Annotated in this window: 24 protein-coding genes, 5 tRNA genes and 1 rRNA gene; 21 read left to right on the forward strand and 9 right to left on the reverse strand. The window is 59.6% G+C overall.

Annotation, left to right across the window (positions count from 1 at the left end):
• The first annotated feature begins 30 nt into the window (after window positions 1-30).
• The 3 genes from RAE09_RS06675 to purM are packed head-to-tail and all read left to right on the forward strand — an operon-like array spanning window position 31 to window position 3,013.
• Window positions 31-435 (forward strand): sterol carrier family protein, encoded by a 405-nt coding sequence (locus RAE09_RS06675; RefSeq protein ID WP_005325802.1) that lies wholly within the window; start codon window positions 31-33, stop codon window positions 433-435.
• Window positions 436-445: 10 nt separating this feature from the next.
• A complete protein-coding gene (gene purF, locus RAE09_RS06680) occupies window positions 446-1,942 on the forward strand; it encodes an amidophosphoribosyltransferase (protein WP_250409054.1) in 1,497 nt (498 codons plus the stop codon).
• 18 nt (window positions 1,943-1,960) lie between these two features.
• Window positions 1,961-3,013 carry a phosphoribosylformylglycinamidine cyclo-ligase gene (gene purM, locus RAE09_RS06685; RefSeq protein WP_239281240.1) on the forward strand — a complete coding sequence of 351 codons (1,053 nt, stop codon included), beginning with the start codon at window positions 1,961-1,963 and terminating at the stop codon, window positions 3,011-3,013.
• 90 nt (window positions 3,014-3,103) lie between these two features.
• Here purM and RAE09_RS06690 read toward each other — a convergent pair whose 3' ends face one another.
• Window positions 3,104-3,301 (reverse strand): DUF3073 domain-containing protein, encoded by a 198-nt coding sequence (locus RAE09_RS06690; protein ID WP_005330028.1) that lies wholly within the window; start codon window positions 3,299-3,301, stop codon window positions 3,104-3,106.
• Between the two features lie 140 nt (window positions 3,302-3,441).
• Window positions 3,442-4,506 (reverse strand): CAF17-like 4Fe-4S cluster assembly/insertion protein YgfZ, encoded by a 1,065-nt coding sequence (ygfZ, locus tag RAE09_RS06695; protein WP_150850810.1) that lies wholly within the window; start codon window positions 4,504-4,506, stop codon window positions 3,442-3,444.
• Between the two features lie 30 nt (window positions 4,507-4,536).
• Here ygfZ and RAE09_RS06700 point away from each other — a divergent pair, with 30 nt between their 5' ends.
• Window positions 4,537-5,400 (forward strand): aminodeoxychorismate lyase, encoded by an 864-nt coding sequence (locus RAE09_RS06700; protein WP_005325808.1) that lies wholly within the window; start codon window positions 4,537-4,539, stop codon window positions 5,398-5,400.
• Here RAE09_RS06700 and RAE09_RS06705 read toward each other — a convergent pair.
• Complete coding sequence (locus RAE09_RS06705) at window positions 5,397-6,092, reverse strand: FABP family protein (protein ID WP_005325810.1); 696 nt, start codon at window positions 6,090-6,092, stop codon at window positions 5,397-5,399. The two genes, RAE09_RS06700 and RAE09_RS06705, sit on opposite strands and share 4 nt — an antisense overlap.
• A 65-nt stretch (window positions 6,093-6,157) precedes the next feature.
• Between RAE09_RS06705 and RAE09_RS06710 the strand changes: the two genes are divergently transcribed.
• Window positions 6,158-7,183 carry a diacylglycerol/lipid kinase family protein gene (locus tag RAE09_RS06710; protein ID WP_005325812.1) on the forward strand — a complete coding sequence of 342 codons (1,026 nt, stop codon included), beginning with the start codon at window positions 6,158-6,160 and terminating at the stop codon, window positions 7,181-7,183.
• Here the strand turns inward: RAE09_RS06710 and RAE09_RS06715 are convergent.
• The gene (locus tag RAE09_RS06715; protein ID WP_005325814.1) at window positions 7,167-7,994 is read right to left on the reverse strand and encodes an LmeA family phospholipid-binding protein; all 828 of its coding nucleotides are present in this window, start codon (window positions 7,992-7,994) and stop codon (window positions 7,167-7,169) included. The genes RAE09_RS06710 and RAE09_RS06715 overlap by 17 nt on opposite strands.
• A gap of 33 nt (window positions 7,995-8,027) precedes the next feature.
• On the opposite strand from RAE09_RS06715, the gene mshD reads away from it, so the two are divergent.
• From mshD to pstB, 5 genes are all read left to right on the forward strand, one after another.
• Complete coding sequence (gene mshD, locus RAE09_RS06720) at window positions 8,028-8,945, forward strand: mycothiol synthase (RefSeq protein ID WP_005325815.1); 918 nt, start codon at window positions 8,028-8,030, stop codon at window positions 8,943-8,945.
• 214 nt (window positions 8,946-9,159) lie between these two features.
• Window positions 9,160-10,263 (forward strand): phosphate ABC transporter substrate-binding protein PstS, encoded by a 1,104-nt coding sequence (pstS, locus tag RAE09_RS06725; protein ID WP_179386949.1) that lies wholly within the window; start codon window positions 9,160-9,162, stop codon window positions 10,261-10,263.
• A gap of 122 nt (window positions 10,264-10,385) precedes the next feature.
• Window positions 10,386-11,432, forward strand: a complete 1,047-nt coding sequence (gene pstC, locus RAE09_RS06730; protein WP_049378494.1) for a phosphate ABC transporter permease subunit PstC — start codon at window positions 10,386-10,388, stop codon at window positions 11,430-11,432.
• A gap of 14 nt (window positions 11,433-11,446) precedes the next feature.
• The gene (pstA, locus tag RAE09_RS06735) at window positions 11,447-12,361 is read left to right on the forward strand and encodes a phosphate ABC transporter permease PstA (RefSeq protein WP_005325819.1); all 915 of its coding nucleotides are present in this window, start codon (window positions 11,447-11,449) and stop codon (window positions 12,359-12,361) included.
• 52 nt (window positions 12,362-12,413) lie between these two features.
• Complete coding sequence (gene pstB / locus RAE09_RS06740; RefSeq protein WP_005330048.1) at window positions 12,414-13,187, forward strand: phosphate ABC transporter ATP-binding protein PstB; 774 nt, start codon at window positions 12,414-12,416, stop codon at window positions 13,185-13,187.
• 78 nt (window positions 13,188-13,265) lie between these two features.
• On the opposite strand, the gene phoU is transcribed toward pstB, so the two are convergent.
• Window positions 13,266-13,994 (reverse strand): phosphate signaling complex protein PhoU, encoded by a 729-nt coding sequence (phoU, locus tag RAE09_RS06745; protein WP_316981281.1) that lies wholly within the window; start codon window positions 13,992-13,994, stop codon window positions 13,266-13,268.
• 101 nt (window positions 13,995-14,095) lie between these two features.
• Window positions 14,096-15,241: a tRNA dihydrouridine synthase DusB gene (gene dusB / locus RAE09_RS06750; protein ID WP_250410774.1), complete on the reverse strand. Its 1,146-nt coding sequence runs from the start codon at window positions 15,239-15,241 to the stop codon at window positions 14,096-14,098.
• A 191-nt stretch (window positions 15,242-15,432) separates the two neighbouring features.
• Between dusB and RAE09_RS06755 the strand changes: the two genes are divergently transcribed.
• Window positions 15,433-16,935: an acetyl-CoA hydrolase/transferase family protein gene (locus RAE09_RS06755; RefSeq protein WP_250410773.1), complete on the forward strand. Its 1,503-nt coding sequence runs from the start codon at window positions 15,433-15,435 to the stop codon at window positions 16,933-16,935.
• Between the two features lie 108 nt (window positions 16,936-17,043).
• A tRNA-Lys gene (locus tag RAE09_RS06760) sits at window positions 17,044-17,116 on the forward strand.
• Between the two features lie 31 nt (window positions 17,117-17,147).
• On the opposite strand, the gene RAE09_RS06765 is transcribed toward RAE09_RS06760, so the two are convergent.
• On the reverse strand, window positions 17,148-17,480 hold the full coding sequence (locus tag RAE09_RS06765) for a metal-sensitive transcriptional regulator (RefSeq protein ID WP_296182648.1): 333 nt from the start codon (window positions 17,478-17,480) through the stop codon (window positions 17,148-17,150).
• Window positions 17,481-17,562: 82 nt separating this feature from the next.
• On the opposite strand from RAE09_RS06765, the gene RAE09_RS06770 reads away from it, so the two are divergent.
• From RAE09_RS06770 to RAE09_RS06795, 6 genes are all read left to right on the forward strand, one after another.
• Window positions 17,563-17,638, forward strand: a tRNA-Glu gene (locus RAE09_RS06770).
• Window positions 17,639-17,673: 35 nt separating this feature from the next.
• Window positions 17,674-17,747, forward strand: a tRNA-Asp gene (locus tag RAE09_RS06775).
• A 58-nt stretch (window positions 17,748-17,805) separates the two neighbouring features.
• Window positions 17,806-18,120, forward strand: coding sequence for a DUF4288 domain-containing protein (locus tag RAE09_RS06780; protein ID WP_302258606.1), 315 nt, complete (start codon window positions 17,806-17,808; stop codon window positions 18,118-18,120).
• 85 nt (window positions 18,121-18,205) lie between these two features.
• Window positions 18,206-18,279, forward strand: a tRNA-Asp gene (locus RAE09_RS06785).
• Window positions 18,280-18,298: 19 nt separating this feature from the next.
• Window positions 18,299-18,371, forward strand: a tRNA-Phe gene (locus RAE09_RS06790).
• A 48-nt stretch (window positions 18,372-18,419) separates the two neighbouring features.
• The gene (locus tag RAE09_RS06795) at window positions 18,420-18,710 is read left to right on the forward strand and encodes a GNAT family N-acetyltransferase (RefSeq protein ID WP_005330054.1); all 291 of its coding nucleotides are present in this window, start codon (window positions 18,420-18,422) and stop codon (window positions 18,708-18,710) included.
• A gap of 39 nt (window positions 18,711-18,749) precedes the next feature.
• On the opposite strand, the gene epsC is transcribed toward RAE09_RS06795, so the two are convergent.
• Together epsC and cysK are read right to left on the reverse strand one after the other, a co-directional pair.
• Window positions 18,750-19,313 carry a serine O-acetyltransferase EpsC gene (gene epsC, locus RAE09_RS06800; protein WP_034668818.1) on the reverse strand — a complete coding sequence of 188 codons (564 nt, stop codon included), beginning with the start codon at window positions 19,311-19,313 and terminating at the stop codon, window positions 18,750-18,752.
• A 70-nt stretch (window positions 19,314-19,383) separates the two neighbouring features.
• The gene (gene cysK / locus RAE09_RS06805) at window positions 19,384-20,319 is read right to left on the reverse strand and encodes a cysteine synthase A (protein ID WP_316981282.1); all 936 of its coding nucleotides are present in this window, start codon (window positions 20,317-20,319) and stop codon (window positions 19,384-19,386) included.
• 264 nt (window positions 20,320-20,583) lie between these two features.
• On the opposite strand from cysK, the gene ramA reads away from it, so the two are divergent.
• The 3 genes from ramA to RAE09_RS06820 form a co-directional block, all read left to right on the forward strand.
• Window positions 20,584-21,423 (forward strand): acetate metabolism transcriptional regulator RamA, encoded by an 840-nt coding sequence (gene ramA, locus RAE09_RS06810; RefSeq protein WP_005325834.1) that lies wholly within the window; start codon window positions 20,584-20,586, stop codon window positions 21,421-21,423.
• A 21-nt stretch (window positions 21,424-21,444) separates the two neighbouring features.
• Window positions 21,445-22,713, forward strand: coding sequence for a UDP-N-acetylglucosamine 1-carboxyvinyltransferase (murA, locus tag RAE09_RS06815; RefSeq protein ID WP_005325837.1), 1,269 nt, complete (start codon window positions 21,445-21,447; stop codon window positions 22,711-22,713).
• Between the two features lie 605 nt (window positions 22,714-23,318).
• Window positions 23,319-23,434: ribosomal RNA gene (locus RAE09_RS06820) — 16S ribosomal RNA — on the forward strand; the annotation flags it as partial.

Genomic DNA, 23,434 nt, shown 5'->3' on the forward strand with positions numbered 1-23,434 from the left:
CAACAAGATAACAGTAGCTATGATGTAGCTATGAAAAAGCCCGTCGATCCCGCAGCCACCCGCGCGGCCGTCATGGCCATCAAAGACTGGATTGTCTCCCCGGCGGAGCACGATAAGCCTGGTAGGGCCCTGCTTGCCGACGCCGTCCGTTGCACCGCCCGCACCCTCGAGGCCGACGCGCCGGGCCATTCCGTGGAACTGCGTGTACCCCCATTTGTTGCGGTGCAATGCATTGAAGGACCCCGCCATACCCGCGGCACCCCACCCAATGTGGTGGAGACCGACCCGGAAACCTGGCTGCGCCTTGCCACCGGATTGGCGGACTGGGAAGAGGCCGTAAACACTGGTCGCGTCGATGCTTCCGGCTCCCGCGCGGGCGAAATTGCGCAGTGGTTGCCGCTTATTCCGTTAGTTTCCGGCGGCGCGACAGGCTAATATAAACGCCGTGGTAGAAGTACATACTCCTAGTATCACCAATCTCGACGATCAGAATGAGCAGGAGCCCCGCGAAGAATGCGGCGTCTATGGCGTTTGGGCTCCCGGGGAGGAAGTCTCCAAGCTGACCTATTTTGGTCTCTTCGCCCTGCAGCACCGTGGCCAGGAGGCTGCCGGCATTGCGGTGGGCGATGATGACCGCATCGTCGTCTTCAAGGACATGGGTCTCGTGGCCAATATCTTTGATGAGTCCACCCTGTCCGCCCTCCAAGGAAACGTAGCGGTGGGCCACACGCGCTATTCCACCGCCGGCGGCAAGGAATGGTCCAATGTCCAGCCGATGTTTTCTACCTCCTCCACTGGGGTAGACATCGCCCTTGGACACAACGGCAACCTGATCAACTACCTGGAGCTGCGCGAAGAAGCCGTGCAGCGCGGCTTGATTAAGCCCCATGAGGAGTCCGTATCTGACTCCATGTGCTTGTCTATGCTGCTTGCTGACGGCGTGGATGAAGACACCTCCGTCTTCGACTCCGCCCGTGACTTCCTCCCGCGCGTGAAGGGCGCATTCTGCCTAACCTTTACCGATGGTCACACCATGTACGCCGCGCGCGACCCGCACGGCGTGCGCCCGCTGGTCCTCGGCCGCTTGGCCAAAGGCTGGGTGGTGGCCTCCGAGACCTGTGCGCTCGATATCTGCGGCGCTCAGTTCATCCGCGAGATTGAACCCGGCGAGCTCGTCGCCATCGATGAGGCCGGCATCCGTTCCGTGAACTTTGCGCCGGCCAAGCGCCACGGCTGTGTCTTCGAGTACGTCTACTTGGCCCGCCCGGATAGCGATATCAAAGGCCGTTCCGTCAACGCCTCCCGCGTGGACATCGGCCGCCGCTTGGCCCGTGAGTACCCGGCCGAGGGCGCGGACCTGGTCATCCCGGTTCCCGAATCCGGCAATCCGGCCGCCGTGGGCTATGCCCGCGAATCCGGCATCACCTTCGCCCACGGCTTGGTCAAGAACGCTTATGTGGGCCGCACCTTCATCCAGCCCACCCAAACCCTGCGCCAGCTGGGCATCCGCTTGAAGCTCAACCCGCTGCGTGAAGTCATCAACGGCAAGAAGCTCGTCGTGGTGGATGATTCCATCGTCCGCGGCAATACCCAGCGCGCGCTCATCCGCATGCTGCGCGAGGCCGGCGCCGCCGAGGTGCACGTGCGCATCGCCTCCCCGCCAGTGAAGTGGCCGTGCTTCTACGGCATCGACTTCGCCTCCCCGGGCGAGCTGATCGCTAACGCCAGCCCTTCCGACGATCCGGAAACCGTCTGCGCCACTATCTGTGACACCATCGGCGCCGATTCTCTGGGCTTTGTCTCCATTGAGGAGATGGTGGCCGCCACCGAACAGCCCCGTTCCGAGTTGTGCACCGCCTGCTTCTCGGGCGAGTACCCACTTGGCCTGCCCGCCGGAAACCCCAATGCCGACGCCGTGCGCACCCTGCTCGGCACCGAATAACAAAGGACACCTGAAACCATGAGTGACAATACCTACGCAGCAGCCGGCGTCAGCATCGAAGAGGGTGACCGCGCCGTAGAACTTTTCGCCCCGCACGCTAAGCGTGCCACCCGCCCGGAGGTTCTGGGCGGTCTTGGCGGCTTTGCTGGCCTGTTCAAACTCGGTGATTACAAGGAGCCCATCCTGGCCGCTGGTTCCGACGGCGTCGGTACCAAGCTGGCCGTGGCCCAGGCCATGGACAAGCACGACACTATCGGCATTGATCTCGTTGCGATGTGTGTGGACGACCTTGTTGTTTGCGGCGCGGAGCCACTCTTTTTGCAGGACTACATTGCCGTGGGCAAGGTCGTGCCGGAAAAGGTAGCCGAGGTAGTTAAGGGCATCGCCGAGGGCTGTGTGCAGGCCGGCGCCGCGCTGCTGGGTGGTGAGACCGCCGAGCACCCCGGCATGATGGAAGAAAACGAATACGATGTCTCCGCTACCGCGGTCGGCGTCGTTGAGGCCGATGGCGTGCTCGGCCCAGATAAGGTCCGTGAGGGCGACGTGCTCATCGCCATGGGCTCTTCCGGCCTACACTCCAATGGTTACTCCCTGGCCCGCCACGTCCTGCTGGAGCAGGCTGGCATGCCTCTCGACGGCCACGTGGAAGAGCTCGGTCGTCCCCTTGGCGAGGAGCTGCTGGAGCCCACCCGCATTTACGCCAAGGACTGCCTGGCTTTGGCCAGCGAATGCTCCGTATCCACCTTCTGCCACGTCACCGGTGGTGGATTGGCTGGCAATCTCGAGCGCGTCATTCCAGAAGGCCTAGCGGCCGATATTAACCGCGCCACCTGGACCCCAGGCCAGATCTTCAAGCTCATCTCCTCGGTGGGCAAGGTGGAGCTGGCAGAAATGGAGAAGACCTTCAACATGGGTGTCGGCATGATTGCCGTGGTCAACCCTGAAGACCGTGACCGTGCCCTGGCAATGCTTACCGCACGCCACATCGATGCGTGGGAGCTGGGCACCGTCCGCTCCGCCTCCGGCGAGGAGCCGCGCGTGGTCATGCACGGCGAGCACCCCAACTTCTAGCAGGGCCCTGCCCCTGCCAGGGGGAGGGTATGAGGAAGGGCCCTAGGAGATTTCCTAGGGCCCTTGAGCTATCCGGCGGCGAGCGGAAGATTAGCGTTCGTCGCGGTCGTCATCGTCCCATTCGTCGACGTAGTCGGCGTATGGGTCATCCTCTTCATAATCGCGGGAGTCACCCTCTTGCTGTGCGGCGAGTTCCCGTTGTAGGGACTCGATATCCATCTCGGGTGAGTTGTACTTGAGCTGGCGTGCAACTTTGGTCTGCTTTGCCTTTGCGCGTCCGCGTCCCATGTGCATGACCCCCTTGGGTTAGTAGGGCGCGCCAGGGATTCTTGGGCGCCCCATCGACTTGTCTATTGAGTATCTTCCTGTAAGACACAATAGCCTGTGTGACGAAAAAATTCCGCACCGCCCCCTAGCTAGTGGGAGATCTAACGCCCGCGCAGCCGGTTTACTGCCTCGCGCCCAGCCTTGGGGCCCTCATCCTCGGGGATGGAGGAAGGATCGATAGACGCCGCGGTATCGCCCACTTCTAGGGTGCCGGCGTCCAGCGCAGAGCGCTTCACTAGGCCTAGGGCGATGGGGCCGAAATCGCAGTCATCCACAATCGTGCCGATGCGGCCTACCTTACGTCCATTGAAAGTAATGTCATCGCCCACATTTGGACGTTGTGGCGCGGAGCCGTCGAGGTGCAGCTGCGCCAATAGGCGAGGGGAGCGGCCCAGATTTTCTACGCGCGCCACCGTTTCCTGGCCGCGGTAGCAGCCCTTATTGAGGTGAACGTGGGCCGGATTAGCGGCGCTGCGGCTGATCCACTGCGGCACCTCGTGGGGGATGGACTTATTATCCAGGTCCGCTGCCAGCTCCGGCTCGCGGGCACGCACGCGCTCGGCGGTAAACGCCATGAGCCCCGCTAGCCGTGCACCGGATTCCTCCAGGTGTTTCGTTGCCTCGACCAAGGATTCGCGCGGAATGCCCAGGTCAACGCGCTTGATTCCCGGCCACTGGACCTGGCGGGAAAACTCCACCATGGGTGGCAGCGAAACATCGGCCTCACCCAGGAGGGTAAGGATGGCGATATCGGCTTCCTCTACGGTGACCTCGGACCAAAAGACCATCATGGTGAGGAACTTAAAGAGGGAGTCGAATTGCGCCCCGGGGACGTCAATAAGAAAGGCATCGTCGGTTCGCACGATATCCATGTGGTGGAGGATGTGGCCTTGGATGTCCAGGTCGAGGGCGCCGGCGGTGAAACCCACGGGGGCGTCGTCAAGCTTCTGTGAAAGCAGATTATTCAGAAACTCGGCGGCATCCTTGCCGCTCACGCGAATGACGCGGCGCTGGGAGCGGTCAATGACGATGGTGCCGCCATCGGCGGCCCGTTGCTCGCCCAGCGGATTGCCATAGTGCCAGGCTACGCCCTGGGCATCGAGTACGGTCGCGTCCTGGTGCTCCGCGGCACCGGCGCGCTGCAGAAGAGGCGAAGAATAACTCACAACTACCGATGGTAGGGCATAATCAAAAGTATGAAGTTTTCGCCGCGAAAAGAGCCGGTCATCTACGTTGTGGAGCCCTTTGGAGGGTCGGTACGCAGGCACATGCCCACGCTGCCTCTCATCTATGCCGACGATGCCGCGGTCACCCGCGGCGACGGCATCTTTGAATCCCTGCTCGTGCGCGGAGGCAAAGCCGCTAACCTGCAGCGCCACGCGCAGCGCTTCTGCGATTCAGCTCGCACGATGAACCTGCCGGAGCCGCCCATGGACAAGTGGGAAGAAGCCACCCGGCTCGCCATCGCGGACTTCTGCGGGGACGAGCAAGGCGATGCTAAATGCACGTGGACCTATACCCGCGGGCGCGCTTCTACGGGGCGGCCGAGCGCGTGGGTTGTGGTGCAGCCGATTGAGGAGAAGGTGCTAGAGCAGCGCGCCCACGGCGTCGCCGTCATGACAAGCCCCCGCCTGTGGCACGTAGCGGAGGAATTGCCCGCCAAGACGCTCAATTACGCGGCCACCATGGCGATGCTGCGCATGGCGCGGGAGAAGGGCTTTGAGGATCTCATCCTCACCGATCCGGACACCGGAGAAATTCTCGAGGGCGCCACCTCTACCGTGGTGGCCGTCAAGGGCGAGAAACTGCGCACCGCGGCCGGGCGCGGGATCCTGCCCGGCACCACGCAAGCGGCGCTCTTCGCCCATGCCAAAGAGAAGGGCTATCGCTGCAAGGCCAAGCCGCTGACCGTGGAATATCTGGAAAAGGCGGACTCGGTGTGGTTGGTGTCCTCGGTGCGCGTTGCCGCGCGCGTAACTAGGCTCAATGACAAAAAATTAAAGGCCCCGGACAACGTGGACGTCATCCGAGACCTTATTGATGCAGCGCTTGGAGTTTAGCCGGCGATGCGGGTGAGCTCCGCGGACATGTAGGGGCGCATCTCGCCATCAACCATGCGCTCGTCTACCCAGCCCAGGTTGTTATTGGGCATGAGGCCGTACATGCGCTTGCCTGGGCCTAGGTTCTTCGGGCCGGTTTCCGTAACCATGGTGGAGGCGGATTCCAGCTGCCATGCGCGGTCATTGAAGGGTTCGCCATAGAAGATTTCCACGATGCCGGTAGAAGAGGTGTAGGTGACCTCGATTTCATCCTTTTCCGAGATACGCCAGAAGCCGGTCTCGCGCACAGACGGGCCTTCTGGCTTGCCCTCGGTATCGATCTTCCAGGTGCGGGAGCTAAAGGTCAGGTAATTCTCGCCGTCGTGGGCGATGACCAGCTGCTGGCCAAAGGTGTACTCCTGGCCCTTCGTATCGTGGGCCTGGCCCTCGCCCTGCCAGACGCCCACAAGGGGGAGTAGTCCCAGCAGGCCGTCGTGCAGCGATGGGCCCTGGCGCAGGTTCGCGGTATCGTCCGGTACCGGGGTATCGCCCAGCTCGAGAGCGGGGATATTGCGGCTAGCGGCGTCCTTCCACTGCTCGGCAGCCTGGTTCACGGCATCGTTGCCATTGAGTTTTCCTGGATCGTTTTCCGGGTGGGAGGCCGCGGTGGTCTCGATGTTTTCAGGGGTGGTTTCATTATTATTTTCGCTCATGGGCGTCCAGCCTAGTCGTGCACCCGCCTTTTTAACTACTAGACTTGGACCTCGTGCACGCATTGATGATCTCGAATCCAAACTCGACCTCACAAACCAACGCCCTTTTCCGCCAAATCGTTCCCTGCCTACAAGCGGTAGAGGGCCTGCACCTCAAGGTGAAATTTACGCATTACTCTGGCCACGCCGAAGAGATGGTCAAGGGAATGACCAGGGATGACTACGACGTCATCATTGCTGTGGGCGGAGATGGAACCGTCAACGAGGTAGTCAACGGGCTCCTCGGCCCGGCGGATGAGCAGCGTCCCGATCCGCAGTCCATCCCGGCGCTGGCCGTAATTCCTACCGGCTCCGCCAATGTCTTTGTGCGCGCTCTAGGGTTCCCCAACACCCCAATGGAGGCCACCCATGTGCTGGCACGCATGCTCGACCGGGATCTGCGCCGCACCATTTACCTAGGAACGTGGAACGAGCGGTGGTTTGCCGTCAATGCCGGCTTCGGTTTGGACGCGGATGTCCTGGCCCGCGTGGATCGCGCTCGTGAGCAGGGATTTTCGGCAACTCCGCTGCGCTACCTCAACGTCGCCATTCGGGCCTGGAGCCGTGCGCGGAAGAACCCACCGCATATCGCGGTAACGGCCGAATCCAGCAGCGGCGATCAGCTGCACAAGGACGATGTGCCACTGCTGTTTACCTCCAATACCAACCCGTGGACCTTCCTAGGCCCGCTGCCGGTAGTAACTAATCCGCGCAATTCCTTTGACGAGGGCCTTGCCCTCTTTGGGCTGGAGGAATTTAGCGGTCTCGGCGGCGTTGTCGGCCTGCTGCACCTCTTCGGTGCCGATAAGCGCGGATGGCTCAATAAGCTCACCAAAGAAAAGACGGTGGCCTTCGACGACGCCATGCGGGTAGAGCTAGTCTGCCGCGAACCGCAGCGCTTCCAAGCCGACGGAGAATCAGAGGGACGCTTTGACGCGGTTACCTTGGCCTCCGTGAAGGATGCCATCGAGGTATTCGCCCCGCAGGATAGGCGGGAGGCCCATCAGCGCACGATGAAGGAAGTTCTCCGGGACTTTATTCGCCTTCGCTAGTCTGCGGCGCGGGGCCGACACGGTGCTTGGTATCGGCGGCCTTCTTTTCCGCCTCTTCCACGGCCTTTTGCTCCGAGCCTTCAATCTCTAGCGGGGAGAGCTGGGCCAGCTGCACCTTGATATTGCGGCGCTGTACCTCGAAGGAAATGGTTCCTCCCTGCATCTTTACCGCGGTCGCTTGCGCCGGAAGCGGCAGCTGGCGGGTGTCGAAGTTGAGGGAAAAGGCCTTTTGTAGGCGCTCATCGTCCGTGTCATAGACCTGCATGCGAAACTCCGGACCAACCAGGCGGAGGGTGACCTTGGCGGTGGACTTGTGGGCGTCGCCAGGCAGGGTGCCCGTTAGCTCTGCTTCTGCAGAGGTGCCACCGGAGGGGGAAATATCGTCCGGGTTAGCAATCGAGAGATCGGTAATTCCCAACAGGCGGCCCAGGGCCACACCATCCAAGGAAATGCCGCGCGAATAGGTGGAGACGGGCGCGCCCTCAATATCTCCGTTCATGACCTGCTCTGGGGTGACGGTGATATCGCGCAGTACGGTCGAAGCGTTGACCATGCCCAGCTTGGGCACCTCCACGTCCAGCGCCTTGACCTCGAGATAAGGGATTTCCTTCGAAGCCGCCGCCCACACGTAGGGGGTGCCGCCGATGAAGACATCCGGCGTATTATCCAGCCGCGAATTGGCTTTCACGGCTTGAGCCACCTTGTGTTCCGTGTGCATAGCCACGCAGGCATCCGCCACCCAGGCCGCAATCAGCACGCACACCACGAGGAGGACGTGCACGATGCGCCGGTCAATCTTTAGAACACTCACCCTTTCATTCTTACCCTACGTATTCTGGGGCCTATGACTAGCAATGCCTTTAAGATTACGGAAGAAAAACTGCCGGACGCCCCGGAGCTGGCTCGCCGCGTAAAAGCGCTGGCTGAGCAGGCCGAACGCCAGGATGGGATGGCGCCACTGTCGGAGCAATTCCTCAACGGTCTTAGCGATTCCCGCTTGCAGCACCGCCACCTGGTGGCCTGGGCAGGGGAGGAGCCATGCGGCGTAGCCAGTCTGGAGGGCTCTACCGCCGAGCTATTCATTGCCCCTGACTTCCGTGGGCAGGGCTATGGTGCCGCGCTTTACGACGCCGCCGCTAAGACCCCCAACCTGCAAGCTTGGGCCCACGGAAACCTGCCGGCGGCACAGGCGCTGGCGCACTCCCGCGATCTGCAGGTCACCCGCAAGCTGGTGGTCATGGGTATCGGGGGAGAAGAGCTCGCAGCAGCTGCGCGCCCCGAAGGCTTGCCACTGACCGCCCTGAATTACACCGAAGCGGTGGATAAGTGGGGCACGGATTTTGTGGAAGAGCAGTGGCTCAAGGTAAATAACGAGGCCTTTTCCTGGCATCCCGAACAAGGCGGCTGGGATTTCGATCGCCTGCACCGCGGCATGGAGGCAGACTGGTTCGACCCCGCAGACCTGCTTTTCCTGTGGGATACGGCAGAGGAGCCGGTCCTGGCCGGCTTCCACTGGACCAAGTGGCATGCGGAGGAAACTCCGGGCTTCGGTGAGGTCTACGTGGTGGGCTTGGCGGAAGACTACCGCGGTAAGAAGTTGGGCGGTCCGCTGCTGCAAATTGGCCTGCGCCGCATGGTGGAAAAGGGCGCTCAGCGGGTAATTCTTTATGTAGAAGCGGATAATGATCCGGCGCTGAAGGCGTATGAGCGCCTAGGCTTTGAAGTCGATGAAGAGCACGTCGTATGGGGCGTGTGTGACTAACGTCATGGGGTGCACGACGTTTGTTCACCCAGTGTTCACCTCTTGGCACCCTTTTGGTCAGATCCTGCGGATAGCTTTACACCCTGTGAGTTAACCGCACCTGTGCGCCTGCATCTCGCCCCAGAAGGCGGAGCGGGATGCAGGAAGTATCTCTCTAGGAGATGCGGTTTCCTCGGACAATCAATCTCTGATCTGCACCGGAAAGGGTTTTCCCGTGATTCGCAACTTCAAGCGCACTGCCGCAATCTTCGGCATCGTAGCCGCAACCTCCACCGCTCTCGTAGCTTGCTCTGAGGAGTCTGGCTCCTCCTCCGATTCCGCTGGCGGCGAGGACGTCTCCGGCGAGCTCGTCGGTGACGGCGCATCCTCCCAGCAGAACGCAATGTCCTACTTCCAGACCGCGTTCTCCGAGGATCACCCAGACGCTTCCCTGTCCTACAACGCTTCCGGTTCCGGCGCCGGCGTTGAGGCCTTCACCAATGGCCAGGCTGACTTCGCTGGTTCTGACTCCGCTCTGAAGGAAGACGAGGGTGAGGTCGAGGCTGCCGCTAAGCGTTGCGATGGCAACGAGGCATGGCACCTGCCAACCACCATCGGTCCGGTTGCAATCGCCTACAACCTGGGTGACACCGAGATTAACCTCTCCACCAAGACCCTGGGCAAGATCTTCAAGGGCGAAATCAAGAAGTGGAACGACAAGGCCATCGCTGCTGATAACGAGGGCACTGACCTGCCGGACAAGGACATCACCGTCATCTTCCGTTCTGACGAGTCCGGTACCTCCGCAAACTTCCAGAAGTTCCTGAAGGCCGCTACCGGTGACTGGGACTCCGAGGGCAAGCAGTTCCCAGACTCTGTTGGTGAGGGTGCTAACGGCTCCTCCGGCGTTGCTGACCAGGTTGCAAGCATCGATGGTGCTATCACCTACGTCGAGGCTGGCTTCGCAGACCAGAAGGAAGGCGAGGGCGTCAAGAAGGCCAAGATCGACTTCGGCCACGGCCCGGTTGAGCTGTCCACCGAGTCCGTCAACAAGGCTCTGGAGAACCTGGAGTTCAAGAAGACCGACTCCGAGCACAACATGGTTGTTGACTCCGAGGCACTGTTCTCCTCCGACAACGAGGGTGCATACCCGCTCATTCTGACCACCTACAACATCGTCTGCTCCAAGGGCTACGATGAGGAGACCTCCAAGCTGGTCAAGTCCTTCTTCACCACCGTCCTGGATCACCAGGATGACCAGCTGGCTGAGCAGGGATTCATCCCGGTTGAGGGTGCACACCTGGACAAGCTGAAGGCTGCTGTTGACGCTCTGCAGTAAGCGCTAAAGCTGCAATAGCTTAATACCTCCCCGCCCCCACTGCCGCACACGATTCGCGCTTTGGGGGCGCAGGTATGTAACGATATTTTCCATTCTTAACGCTGAAAAGGATTAACAGTCTCATGGCAGACAATAATCTCACCACGGCTCCAGAGCAGACGGATGCAAACGCCACCTCTGCCGAGCGAGTCTCCAACAGCGGACACGACGAGGTAGCTACCACCAGCTCCAATAGCGGCGTTAAGCGCCCAGGCGACCGTGTCTTTGAATTCCTGTCCACTGCTTCGGCAACCCTCATCACCGTTATGATTGCCGCCATTGCCGCCTTCCTGCTGTGGCGTGCGGTTCCCGCCCTAGGCGTTAACGACGGCGGCATCATGGGCTTCTTCACCTATGGCGGACGATGGGAGACCACCGATACCTCTGCGATGAAGTTCGGTATTCCGACCATGTTCGGTACCACCGTTCTCATCTCCGTCTTCGCCCTTCTGCTGGCTATGCCGGTGGCCCTAGCCATCGCCATCTTCCTGTCCAACTACGCGCCTGCCCGCTTGGTTAAGCCGCTCGGCTTCCTCGTGGACATGCTCGCTGCAGTTCCGTCCATCGTCTACGGCCTGTGGGGTTGGCAGGTTCTTGGCCCGGCACTGTCCGGTTTCTACTCCTGGATGGAATCCTGGGCGGGTGGATTCTTCCTGTTCCACGTCTTCGACAACTCGCCGTCCTTTGCAACCGGCCGCAACCTGTTTACCGGTGGCATCGTGCTTGCCGTGATGATTCTGCCGATCATCGCCGCCACCGCGCGCGAGGTCTTCGTGCAGACCCCTCCGGGCCAGGTGGAATCCGCCCTGGCTCTGGGCGCTACCCGCTGGGAAGTTATCCGCATGACCGTTCTGCCATTCGGCATGTCCGGCTACATCGCCGGCTCCATGCTCGGCCTGGGCCGTGCACTGGGTGAGACCATGGCGCTGTACATGGTTGTCTCCCCGCTGATTGACTTCCGCTTCTCGCTTTTCGACGGCGGCACGACCTTCGCCACGGCCATCGCCCTGGCATCTGCCGAGTTCGGTAACGAGATGCGCGCTGGTGCCTACATCGCCGCCGGCCTCATGCTGTTCTTGCTGACCTTCGTGGTCAACGCTATTGCCCGCGCCATCGTGAAGAATAAGTAAGGAGGGGAGGATCAATGACTACGACTACTAATGCCAAGCCTGCCTCCCAAGGCGGCGCGACCTTCCTGGACATCTCCGGCTCCCGCAAGATGACCAATAACATCGCCACCGCGGTGGTCTGGGGCGCAATGATTCTGGCCATGGTTCCGCTGGTGTGGGTCCTGTGGGAACTCATCGCCCGCGGCAGTGGCGTCATCCTCAACCCTGAGTGGTGGACCGCCTCCCAGCGCGGCATCATGAATAGCTCTGCCGGCGGCGGTGCTGCTCACGCCATCGTGGGTACCTTCGTCCAGACCATTCTGGCCTCCGTTATCTCTATCCCGATCGGCATCTTTACCGCCATCTACTTGGTGGAGTACTCCAAGGGCGGCTGGCTCGGCCGCATCACCACCTTCATGGTGGACATCCTGTCCGGCGTGCCTTCCATCGTTGCGGCCCTGTTCATCTTCGCCATGTGGATCACCCTGTTCGGCTTCGGCCGCTCCGGCTTCGCCGTGGCGCTGTCCCTGGTGCTGCTGATGATTCCGATTGTGGTGCGCAATACCGAAGAGATGCTGCGCGTGGTCCCCATGGACCTGCGTGAAGCGTCCTACGCACTCGGCGTTCCGAAGTGGAAGACCATCGCTCGCATCGTTCTGCCTACCGCACTGTCCGGCATCGTCACCGGTATCATGCTGGCGATTGCCCGCGTGATGGGTGAGTCCTCGCCGGTGCTGGTCTTGGTTGGTTCCTCTTCCGTCATCAACTGGGATGCCTTCAAGGGCTCGCAGTCCTCGCTCCCGCTGATGATGCTGGATATGTACAAGGCCGGCGCACAGCCAGCCGTACTGGACAAGCTCTGGGGAGCAGCGTTGACGCTGGTTATCCTCATCGCCGTCCTCAACATTGCGGCCCGCATCGTTTCCGCGAAGTTCTCGGTTAAGAAGTAAACGCCGTACCCACTCGATTCCGCCATACACTTGCTAGAGGAGAAACTCCCAAATGTCTAAGCTCGCGCTCAATGACGTGAACATTTATTACGGCGACTTCCACGCCGTGCAGAACGTGAATATGCAGATTCCGGCCCAGGCCGTGACCGCATTCATCGGCCCTTCCGGCTGCGGTAAGTCCACCGTGCTGCGCACCATCAACCGCATGCACGAGGTTATCCCCGGCGCCTCCGTGAAGGGCGAGATCCTGCTCGATGGCACCAATATCTACGGACCAAAGGTTGACCCGGTATCCGTACGCAACACCATCGGCATGGTCTTCCAGAAGGCTAACCCGTTTCCGACGATGTCCATCGAGGACAACGTGGTGGCAGGCCTGAAGCTGTCCGGTGAAAAGAACAAGAAGAAGCTCAAGGAAGTCGCGGAGAAGTCCCTGCGCGGCGCCAACCTGTGGGATGAGGTTAAGGACCGCCTGGATAAGCCAGGCGGCGGCCTCTCCGGTGGTCAGCAGCAGCGTCTGTGCATCGCCCGCGCTATCGCCGTGGAGCCAGAGGTGCTACTCATGGACGAGCCTTGCTCCGCACTGGACCCGATTTCCACCCTCGCTGTGGAGGACCTCATCCACGAGCTGAAGGAAAACTTCACCATCGTCATCGTGACCCACAACATGCAGCAGGCAGCCCGCGTGTCCGATAAGACCGGCTTCTTCTCCCTAGAAGCAACCGGCAAGCCGGGCCACCTGGTGGAGTTCGACGACACCACCAAGATCTTCGAGAATCCTTCCCAGAAGGAGACCGAGGATTACATCTCTGGACGCTTTGGCTAAAGAGTAAGAGAGATTGTCCGAGAGAAGGGGGGGCCGGTTCGAAAGAACCGGCCCCCCTTCTTTGGTGCTTAAATCCGTCTAACGGCGGAATTGACGCTCGAGATCTGCCATCCGTGCTTCGAAGTCGGCGTCCTTTTTGTCCTCTTCTAGCTTCTTGGCATAGGCATTGGGCAAAAGACCCGTGGTCAGATAGATGATGTGGCCGGCCACGGAGACGCAGTGGTCCGCATAGCGCTCGTAGTAACGCGTAATTTGTGAGGTCTCAACTGCTTCACGCACGCTGCCTTCCCATTCGCGCTGAGTCAGGATGCGCAGAATATGGGAGTTGATATCATCCACCGCATCATCGTCGGCACGGAGGTTGACGGACAAATCCGCATCAGGGGTGACGAGGATATCGTGCAGGACCGACCCCATTTCTTCAGTGAGACGGTACATTTCCTCGAAGTAGCCGATGTAATTCGCCGGTACCACGGCGTCAGGGTGGCGGCGGCGCGCGGAGTCCGCGATGTGCTGGGCTAGCCGGCCCATGCGGAAAAGATCCTCCACGATATAAATCGAGGAGACCACCTGACGGAGGTCCTGTGCCATGGGGTTTTCCAGCGCCAAGAGTTTTACGGCACGCTCAGAGCACCTAGCGCGGATCTCATCTAGCTCCTCAGCCATGGTGAGGGCATCTTCCGCGGAGTCCAAGGCGCCTTGCAGCAGCGCCGAGGAGGCCTTATCCATGATGTCGCGAACGGTATCGCACATCACGATGAGGTCGTGGGAGAAATTGTCTAGGTGTTCCCTGTAAGCGGCACGCATGCCAAAGATAATAGCGAAAAATTTCGGCCCCTGCGCAACTTAAGTGGAGCATAAATGCGAGTTTCCTGGGTGTCCCTAGCTGCTCTTATATCTTTGTTAGGTTATCCGCCGGAGTTCATAATGTCAGCGGCAACCGGAACGCAGTCGTCTTCTGGATCGTCGAGCCAACCATCCGGCAAAGCCACCTTGGATGGGGAGCCCTGGCGGCCGCGGGCTCCGTCGGCGTCGGCAGCTAGGGCATCGGACTCTGCCCAAGGTGCAAGTAGCTCACGCAAGGCATCGAGGGAATTGACCTTGGCTAAGCCCGCGCGGACCTGGCCACCAACTGGGAAACCACGCAGGTACCAACCGATGTGTTTGCGGATATCGCGGGAAGCATTGTCCTCGCCATCGTGCTCCGCCAGTAGCTCCGCGTGGCGGAGGATTACCTGGGTGACCTCGCCCAGGGTGGGCTCTGCCGGAATGGAGTCGCCGCGCAGTGCGGCGCCGAGCTCGGCAAAAAGCCACGGGCGGCCGAGGCAGCCGCGGCCTACCTGCACGCCGTCGCAGCCGGTCTGTTCCATCATGCGGCGGGCATCCTCGGCACGGAAGATATCGCCATTGCCCAGCACTGGCACGCCAGTATCTGCCAGATGCTCTTTGAGGCGGGCGATTTCGTCCCATCGTGCCTCGCCGGAGTAGCGCTGAGCGGCGGTGCGGCCGTGCAGGGTAACGGCGGCGGCACCGGACTCGACGGCGATGCGCCCGGCGTCGAGATGCGTATGGTGCTCGTCGTCAATGCCCACGCGCATTTTTACCGTGACCGGGATATTGGTGCCCTCTGTGGCCTTGACCGCGGCGGAGACGATATTGCCAAAGAGGCGTCGTTTATAAGGCAGCGCGGAACCGCCGCCGCGGCGGGTCACCTTGGGAACCGGGCAGCCAAAATTCATATCGATGTGGTCCGCCAAGTTTTCGTCGACGATCATCTTTGCGGCTTTGTAGGTATATTCCGGATCCACCGTATAGATCTGGAGGGAACGAGGATCTTCCTGTGGCGCAAAGGTGGTCATGTGCAGCGTCTTTTCATTGCGCTCCACCAAGGCGCGGGCGGTGACCATCTCGCAGACATAGAGGCCCGACACCGTGCCGGTGCGTTGCAGCTCCTGCTCTCGGCACAACGTGCGGAAGGCAACGTTGGTTACCCCCGCCATCGGGGCGAGGATGACGGGGGAGGAGAGGTCGTAGTGTCCAATGCGCAAATTCACGCCCCAATTGTGCTAGTTAACGGGGGAAAATAGCAACCGGGCCCACAGTGGCGCCATTCCCTATTTCTGCTTTATGGGGTAGAGGTCACACAAAAGTGGTGGAAATCTTGCAAGGATTCGCTAATGTGGGCTGTGTAACTAATTAGAACGGCCGTTATTTTGGCTGGCCCCTTAATGAAGGAGGATTACCCTTGTCCGAGAGAATCGCGTACGCCCCATTCGAGAAGCTCGTGGTTTCTGCAGAAGAGGCTGCTCAGCACGTCAACCACGGTGACCGCGTGGGCATTTCCGGCTTCACCGGTGCTGGCTACCCCAAGGGTCTGCCCACCGCCATTGCAGAGAAGGCCAAGGCTCTCCATGAAAAGGGCGAGGAATTTAAGATCGACGTCTTCTCCGGCGCGTCCACCGCCCCGGACTGCGATGGTGTTCTGGCGGAAGCCGAGGCGATTCGCTTCCGCTCTCCTTATAACTCCGATCCCACCCTGCGTAAGCAGTTCAATGATGGCACCGCGCTCTATCAGGATATCCACCTGTCGCACTCGGGCCAGCAGGTAGAAGAGGGCTTCTACGGTGACTTCCAGGTAGCCATTATTGAGGCCGTGCGCATTACCGAAGAAGGCCACGTGGTGCCGTCCTCTGCAGTGGGCAATAACCTCGAGTTCATCGAGGCTGCCGATAAAATCATCATCGAGATCAATGAGTGGCAGTCCCTCAACCTCGAGGGCATGCACGATATCTACCGCATTGAAAAGCTGCCTAACCGCCAGCCAATCCCTATCACTAAGCCGGGCGACCGCATCGGTACCACCTACATGGAGGTGCCGGAGGACAAGGTTGTTGCAGTGGTGAAGACCGATGCTCCGGACCGCAACGCGCCGTTTAAGGAACCGGACGAGATTTCCGAGAAGATCGCCGCCAACTTCATCGAGTTCCTCGAGGGTGAGGTTGCCGCTGGTCGCCTTGAGTATGACAAGTTCATCATGCAATCCGGTGTGGGCAACGTCCCCAACGCCGTGATGGCCGGCCTGCTGGATTCCAAGTTTGAGAATATTCAGGCCTATACCGAGGTCATTCAGGACGGCATGCTCGATCTCATCGATGCGGGCAAGATGACCATGGCCTCCGCGACCTCCTTCGCGCTGTCCCCGGACTACGCGGAGAAGATGAATGAGGAGGCAGAGCGCTACCGCAAGCACATCATCCTCCGTCCGCAGCAGGTTTCCAACCACCCGGAGGTCATTCGCCGCGTCGGTCTGATTTCCTCTAACGGCATGATTGAGGCCGATATCTACGGCAATATCAACTCCACCAACGTATCCGGCTCCCGCATCATGAACGGCACCGGTGGCTCGGGTGACTTCACCCGCAATGCTTATATCTCCACCTTCGTTTCCCCGTCCGTGGCCAAGGATGGCGCAATTTCCGCGCTGGTTCCGTTCGTGTCCCACACGGACCACACCGAGCACGACACCATGGTCATCATTACCGAGTACGGCGTGGCTGACCTGCGTGGCCTGGCGCCGAAGGAGCGCGTGGAGAAGGTCATCTCCGTGGCGCACCCGGATTACCGTCCGTTGCTCGAGGAGTACTTCAACCGTGCCAAGGAAAACAAGTTCCAGCACACCCCGCACGACCTGAAGACCGCCTTTGACTTCCAGGTCCGCTTCATGGAGAAGGGCGATATGCGCGGCTAATGTAGCCACTCCCCGGCAGGCGCTCAGCGGCGAGCTGGGCGCCTTTCGCTTGCCGACGCCCCCTAATTAGGACTTTGCAAATACCGCAAGCTAAAATGTAGCGACGTTGGGCCTTTAGCTCAGTTGGTAGAGCTACGGACTTTTAATCCGCAGGTCGTGGGTTCGATCCCCACAGGGCCCACAACTGGAGCCACCTTTTCGGGTGGCTCCTTTTAGTTTTTCATCATCTTCTTAATGGCGCGCATGGCCTCTTCTAGCTTCTCGGTGGCTACTTCACCGTCCTCGGCGGCGGCACCGGCCACGCAGTGCTCAATATGGTCTTCTAGGAGCGCTAGCGAGACATTTTCCAACGCCGACTTCACCGCCGAAATCTGGGTGATGATGTCGATGCAGTATTGGTCTTCCTCGACCATGCGGTGGATGCCACGTGCCTGCCCCTCAATGCGCTTGAGCCTGGCGAGGTAGCGATCCTTGCTCTTAGAATCCGCGTTATATCCGTGCACGTGCGGCTCGTGGCAGGAGCACGTTTGATGCTGGTCAGACATGGTTCCTAATCTTTCTGGGGGAGCGATTTTGTAACTAGGTGAGGTCTCCAGTATATTTCTAGAAGTCGCCTTAGCGCGACGGGCCCCCATCGTCTAGCGGCCTAGGACACTGCCCTTTCACGGCAGCGGCACGGGTTCGAATCCCGTTGGGGGTACCAACACGAAAGTGTTGGTTCGAATTGAATATTCGATTGGCCTTGTGGCGCAGTTGGTTAGCGCGCCGCCCTGTCACGGCGGAGGTCGCGGGTTCAAGTCCCGTCAAGGTCGCAGAATGAGCAGCAATCGCTTCGGCGGTTGCTGCTTTTGGTTTTGTTAGGCTGGCGCCATGGAACCATACGTCGGAATCGCTGTCTTTGAGCTCGCCTCCGAAAGCTCGGAGCATTCTAGCTTCTTCCGAGAGGACTTCTTTCTCATCTATGCAGATTCGGATGAGGAGGCGCACCGCAAGGCCGTTGAATGGACTCGCGAGCAGGAATATGAGGGCCTGAAGCTGCGTCACATTGTCGACGTCGCACCCGCCCTCTACGGCCATGTGGATCGAGATTGTGACCTCTATTCGCGGCACTTTTCCTCGCTGGAAGACTACAAACGATTCGAGATGAACTTGGGCGGAAACGATCCGCTTTCACCGCCTAAATAGCGTTCTGACGTGCAGATTTGGTGAGTCTTGGGAGTCTTCTGTAAAGTATCTATCCGTGCCCAAGAGCGCACACATAATTAAAAATGGCCCTGTGGCGCAGTTGGTTAGCGCGCCGCCCTGTCACGGCGGAGGTCGCGGGTTCAAGTCCCGTCAGGGTCGCGGAAACCTTCGGGTTTCTGGCCAGATAGCTCAGTCGGTAGAGCACACGCCTGAAAAGTGTGGGGTCGCCAGTTCGATCCTGGCTCTGGCCACAATAATGGCTCCTCGTAAGAGGGGCCATTTTTGCTTAGTATGGGCACATGGAACACGCTATTGCACACCAGACCGATAAGTCCCGTTACGTCCTTACCGTGGACGGTGTTGAGGCGGGCGCGTGCCACTACGTAGACGCCGGCAGTACCCGCGAGTTCAATCACACGGTCATCAAGGATGCTTTCCGTGGCCAAGGATTGTCCGCGCCGCTGATTAAGGCAGCGCTTGACGACGTCCGGGGCGTCGGCAAGCACGTCATTGCTTCCTGCTCGGCAGTGGCGCACTTTATAGAAAAGAATCCCGAATACCGCGACCTGCTGCGCTCAGAAGGCATATAAAAGCGGCCCGCAGTTGCCTGGGAGCCGCTGGGAAAGAATTTAGATGTAGTAGTCGGGATCGACCAGTTTGATGCGCTCATTCGGGTTGCGCGGACGGTTCTTGGCCGGAATGCCCACCGCGATATTTTCGGCGGGAACATCCTTCGTCACCACGGCATTGGCGCCAATGGCCGAACCTTCACCGATCGTAATGGGGCCGAGCACCTTGGCGCCCGCACCGATAGTGACATTGTCTTCGATAGTGGGGTGGCGCTTGGTCTGGGTGAGCACCTGGCCGCCGAGGGTGACGCCATGGTAGAGCATGACGCCATCGCCAATCTCTGCGGTTTCACCAATGACGATGCCCATGCCATGGTCAATAAAGAAGCGGCGGCCGATTGTGGCGCCCGGGTGGATCTCCACGCCGGTAAAGAAGCGGTTAATCTGCGCCAAGATGCGCGCAGGCCCGCGCAGCCCGCGCTTCCACATCCAGTGCGAAATGCGGTGAGACCACACCGCGTGGAGGCCGGAGTACACTACTGCATTTTCGACGTCGCCACGCGCGGCCGGATCGTGATCTCTTGCATTTGCTAAGTCTTCACGGATGTAGCTCATAATGTTCATGCCCACATAGTACTGGCATAAAAAAGGCACCCGCCAAGGTTGGCGGGTGCTTTTATTCAAGCGAAGTAATTTAAGCTTCGCGGATGTCCTCGAAAAGGATGGTGGAGACGTAGCGCTCACCGAAGTCCGGCAGGACAACCACGATGGTCTTGCCCTCGAACTCTGGGCGCTCCGCCAGCTTCAGGGCTGCGGAAACGTTAGCGCCGGCGGAGATACCAACCAGCAGGCCTTCCTGGGTAGCCAGGTCGCGGGAAGCCTTGATGGACTCCTCGGTGGTGGCGGTAAAGACTTCGTCGAGAAGCTCGCGGTCAAGTACCTCAGGAACGAAGTTAGCGCCGATCCCCTGGATCTTGTGCGGGCCAGCGTGGCCTTCAGACAGGACAGGGGAGTCGGACGGCTCGACCGCAGCCAGGTGCAGGTCTGGGTTCTTGGACTTCAGGAAGCGGCCCACACCGGTAACGGTGCCGCCGGTGCCTACGCCAGCAACGAAGGCGTCAACCTTGCCCTCGGCGTCTTCCCAAATCTCCGGGCCGGTGGTTTCCTCGTGAATCTTCGGGTTCGCCTCGTTAGCGAACTGTGCGGCAAGGATGGCGTTATCGGTCTCGGCGACAATTTCATTCGCCTTGTCGACGGCGCCCTGCATGCCCGCAGCACCCGGGGTCAGCACGATTTCTGCGCCGTAAGCACGCAGCAGCACCTTGCGCTCATTGGACATGGTCTCCGGCATGGTCAGGATGACCTTGTAGCCCAAGGTGGCGCCCGCCAGAGCCAGAGCAATACCGGTGTTGCCGGAGGTGGCCTCCACGATGGTGCCGCCTGGCTTGAGCTGGCCGGACTTCTCGGCCGCTGCAACGATGGCCTTGCCGATGCGGTCCTTCACGGAGTTAGCCGGGTTAAAAGACTCAACCTTGGCAAGTACGGTAGCGCCCTTGCCTTCGGTAACACGGTTCAGGCGGACCAGCGGGGTGCCGCCGATGGTTTCCATAATGTTGTTGTAGACAGCCATTCTGTGGACTCCTTTGGGAATCAGATTTGGGTTCAAATCGCGTACAACGCAAGCGTACACTACACAAGTAGACCAGTCAGTATATAAATTCTAGACTGAGTATTCGGGCATTTCATGTGGGATTGCAGCGCCGGATAAGCCGAGGGCGATTTCGAATTACCCCCACATGCTGTCTATACTTCCACTCAGTTGCCCGCTGGTCCCCAAATTCCCGGGGGAGGACGGGTACACCTGCTTGGTTACCCCCGACGAGGAAAGAGTCTCATGGAGTCGCATCGCCTCAAAGATGATGAAGAATCCGTACGCGCGGCCCTGTCGTCCCTGAAGACCGCTACAGGTATTCCAGTGACGATGTACGCCACGCTGCTGCCCGATAATCGCCTGCAGATCACACAGTGGGTGGGGCTACGCACCCCAGCGCTGCAGAATTTGATCATTGACTCCGGCGTCGGTGTAGGTGGGCGAGTGGTCAGTACTCGCCGTGCGGTAGGTGTATCCGACTACACGCGTGCCACCACCATCTCGCACGAGAACGACCGCGTCATCCAAGACGAAGGCCTGCACTCCATTGTGGCCGTGCCCGTTACTGTGCAGCGCGAAATTCGCGGTGTCCTCTACGTCGGCGTTCACTCCCCAGTTCGTTTGGGCGACAAGGTCATTGAAGAAGTGACGATGACCGCGCGCACCCTCGAGCAAGACTTGGCTGTTAATTCCGCCATGCGACGTGCCGATGGGTCCAAGGGCGGAGCCGCCCGCGGCCACGTCATGAACGGTGCCGAGTGGGAGCAGGTCCGTTCCACGCACTCCAAGCTGCGCATGCTAGCTAACCGCGTGGAAGACGAGGAGTTACGCAAGGAACTGGAGACGCTGTGTGACCAGATGGTTTCTCCGGTGCGCGTTAAGCAATCCACCAAGCTCTCCGCCCGCGAGCTCGACGTTCTCTCTTGTGTGGCCCTGGGCCACACCAACGTGGAAGCGGCTGAGGAAATGGGAATCGGCGCAGAAACGGTGAAATCTTATCTGCGTTCGGTAATGCGCAAACTCGGCGCCCACACTCGCTACGAGGCGGTCAATGCCGCCCGTCGCATCGGCGCATTGCCTTAAGAACCGGTAGCGTAGGCAGTTGTGAAAGATCAGTTTATTGTTTCCGGCGGTGCCCGCTTGGAAGGCACCGTCAAAGTAGATGGCGCGAAAAATAGCGTCCTGAAGCTCATGGCCGCATCTTTGCTGGCGGAGGGCACTACGACGCTGACCAACTGCCCAGAGATCCTGGACGTCCCCCTCATGAAGAAGGTTCTCGAGGGGCTCGGCTGCGAGGTAGTAATCGAGGGTTCCGAAGTCCGAATTACTACCCCTGCACAGCCGCAATCCAACGCGGATTTTGACGCGGTTCGCCAATTCCGCGCATCCGTCTGCGTGCTCGGGCCTTTGACCTCCCGCTGTGGCCACGCGAAGGTAGCGTTGCCTGGTGGTGACGCGATTGGTTCCCGCCCGCTCGATATGCACCAAACCGGCCTAGAAAAGCTCGGCGCCACCACCCGTATTGAGCACGGTGCCGTTGTGGCAGAAGCCACCCACCTACGTGGTGCAAATATTCGCCTCGACTTCCCGTCGGTAGGTGCAACCGAAAACATCCTCACCGCTGCGGTCCTCGCTGAAGGAGAAACCGTTCTCCATAACGCGGCTCGCGAGCCGGAGATCGTCGATCTGTGCACCATGCTCAAGTCCATGGGTGCCGATATCGAGGGCGAGGGAAGCTCGGTGGTGACCATCCGCGGCGTCGATAAGCTGCAGCCCACCCAGCATGAGGTTATTGGTGACCGAATTGTGGCAGGCACGTGGGCGTATGCTGCTGCCATGACCCAGGGCGATATCACCGTGGGTGGAATTTCCCCGCGCCACCTGCACCTGCCACTGGAAAAGCTGAAGTCCGCCGGCGCCGAACTGGAGACCTATGAGAATGGTTTTCGCGTGCGCATGGATCAGCGACCGCAGGCTGTGGACTACCAGACCCTGCCATTTCCGGGATTTCCCACCGACCTGCAACCGATGGCTATTGGCATCTCTGCCATTGCGGACGGAACGACCGTCATTACGGAGAATGTCTTTGAATCCCGCTTCCGCTTTGTGGATGAAATGCTGCGCTTGGGTGCCGACGCCCAGGTTGACGGGCACCATGTAGTAGTCCGCGGCAAAGAGCGGCTCTCTTCTACTCACGTGTGGAGTTCCGATATTCGCGCGGGTGCGGGTCTTGTACTTTCTGCACTGTGTGCGGATGAAACCACCACCGTCCACGATGTCTTCCACATCGACCGTGGATATCCCAACTTTGTAGAAAACCTGCAGCGCCTCGGCGCCACAATTGAAAGAACTCAAGAAGAAGAGCTCTTTTAACGACGCCCCCAGCACACCGTTTTCCGTTCTGTGCTGGGGATTTGTCATTGTTGGTGGGGTTGGACTACATTAATCCGAGTCGCCGCGAGGTAGCCGGGAGGTTACTTAAGGATGACATTTCGTGCGGACTTGGTTCGATGATTTGACTTTGTTCTTTGAGTTGAGTAAGTTTGTACGGGCCGCCAACGAGAGGTTAACGGGAAGTTAATTTTTCTTGTGGTTGGTGATGATGTTTGAGAACTCAATAGTGTGCCAATGTACTTTTTATTTTTTGTGTGCATGGTTGTGTGTTGATTGGTTTGTCTGCCAGCAGGCTTAGTGGTTTGTTGGTTGGTGTGTGCCGGTTGGGTATGTGGAACACGTACCTTTTTGAATGCTGTTTGGTGTTTCGGCTGCATTGAGATGGATTGGTTGGCATGTGATTGTGTTCAACTTTTTTGGTTTCCTCTTTTTGACCCCGTCGGGTTGAGGGAACTGTATTTTTTCTTTGTAGTAATTTTTTGGACGCCAGCATGGGCTGCATTTTTGTGTGGTTTGTGGTGGTTTGTTCTTTTGTTGGGTTTCGGGCTTTTCACGGCCTGTTTCGGATGTTGTTCTGAAATTTTTTTGTGGAGAGTTTGATCCTGGCTCAGGACGAACGCTGGCGGCGTGCTTAACACATGCAAGTCGAACGGAAAGGCCCTGCTTGCAGGGTACTCGAGTGGCGAACGGGTGAGAACGG

This window comes from Corynebacterium tuberculostearicum (assembly GCF_032821615.1).
Taxonomy (GTDB): Bacteria; Actinomycetota; Actinomycetes; order Mycobacteriales; family Mycobacteriaceae; genus Corynebacterium; species Corynebacterium tuberculostearicum_H.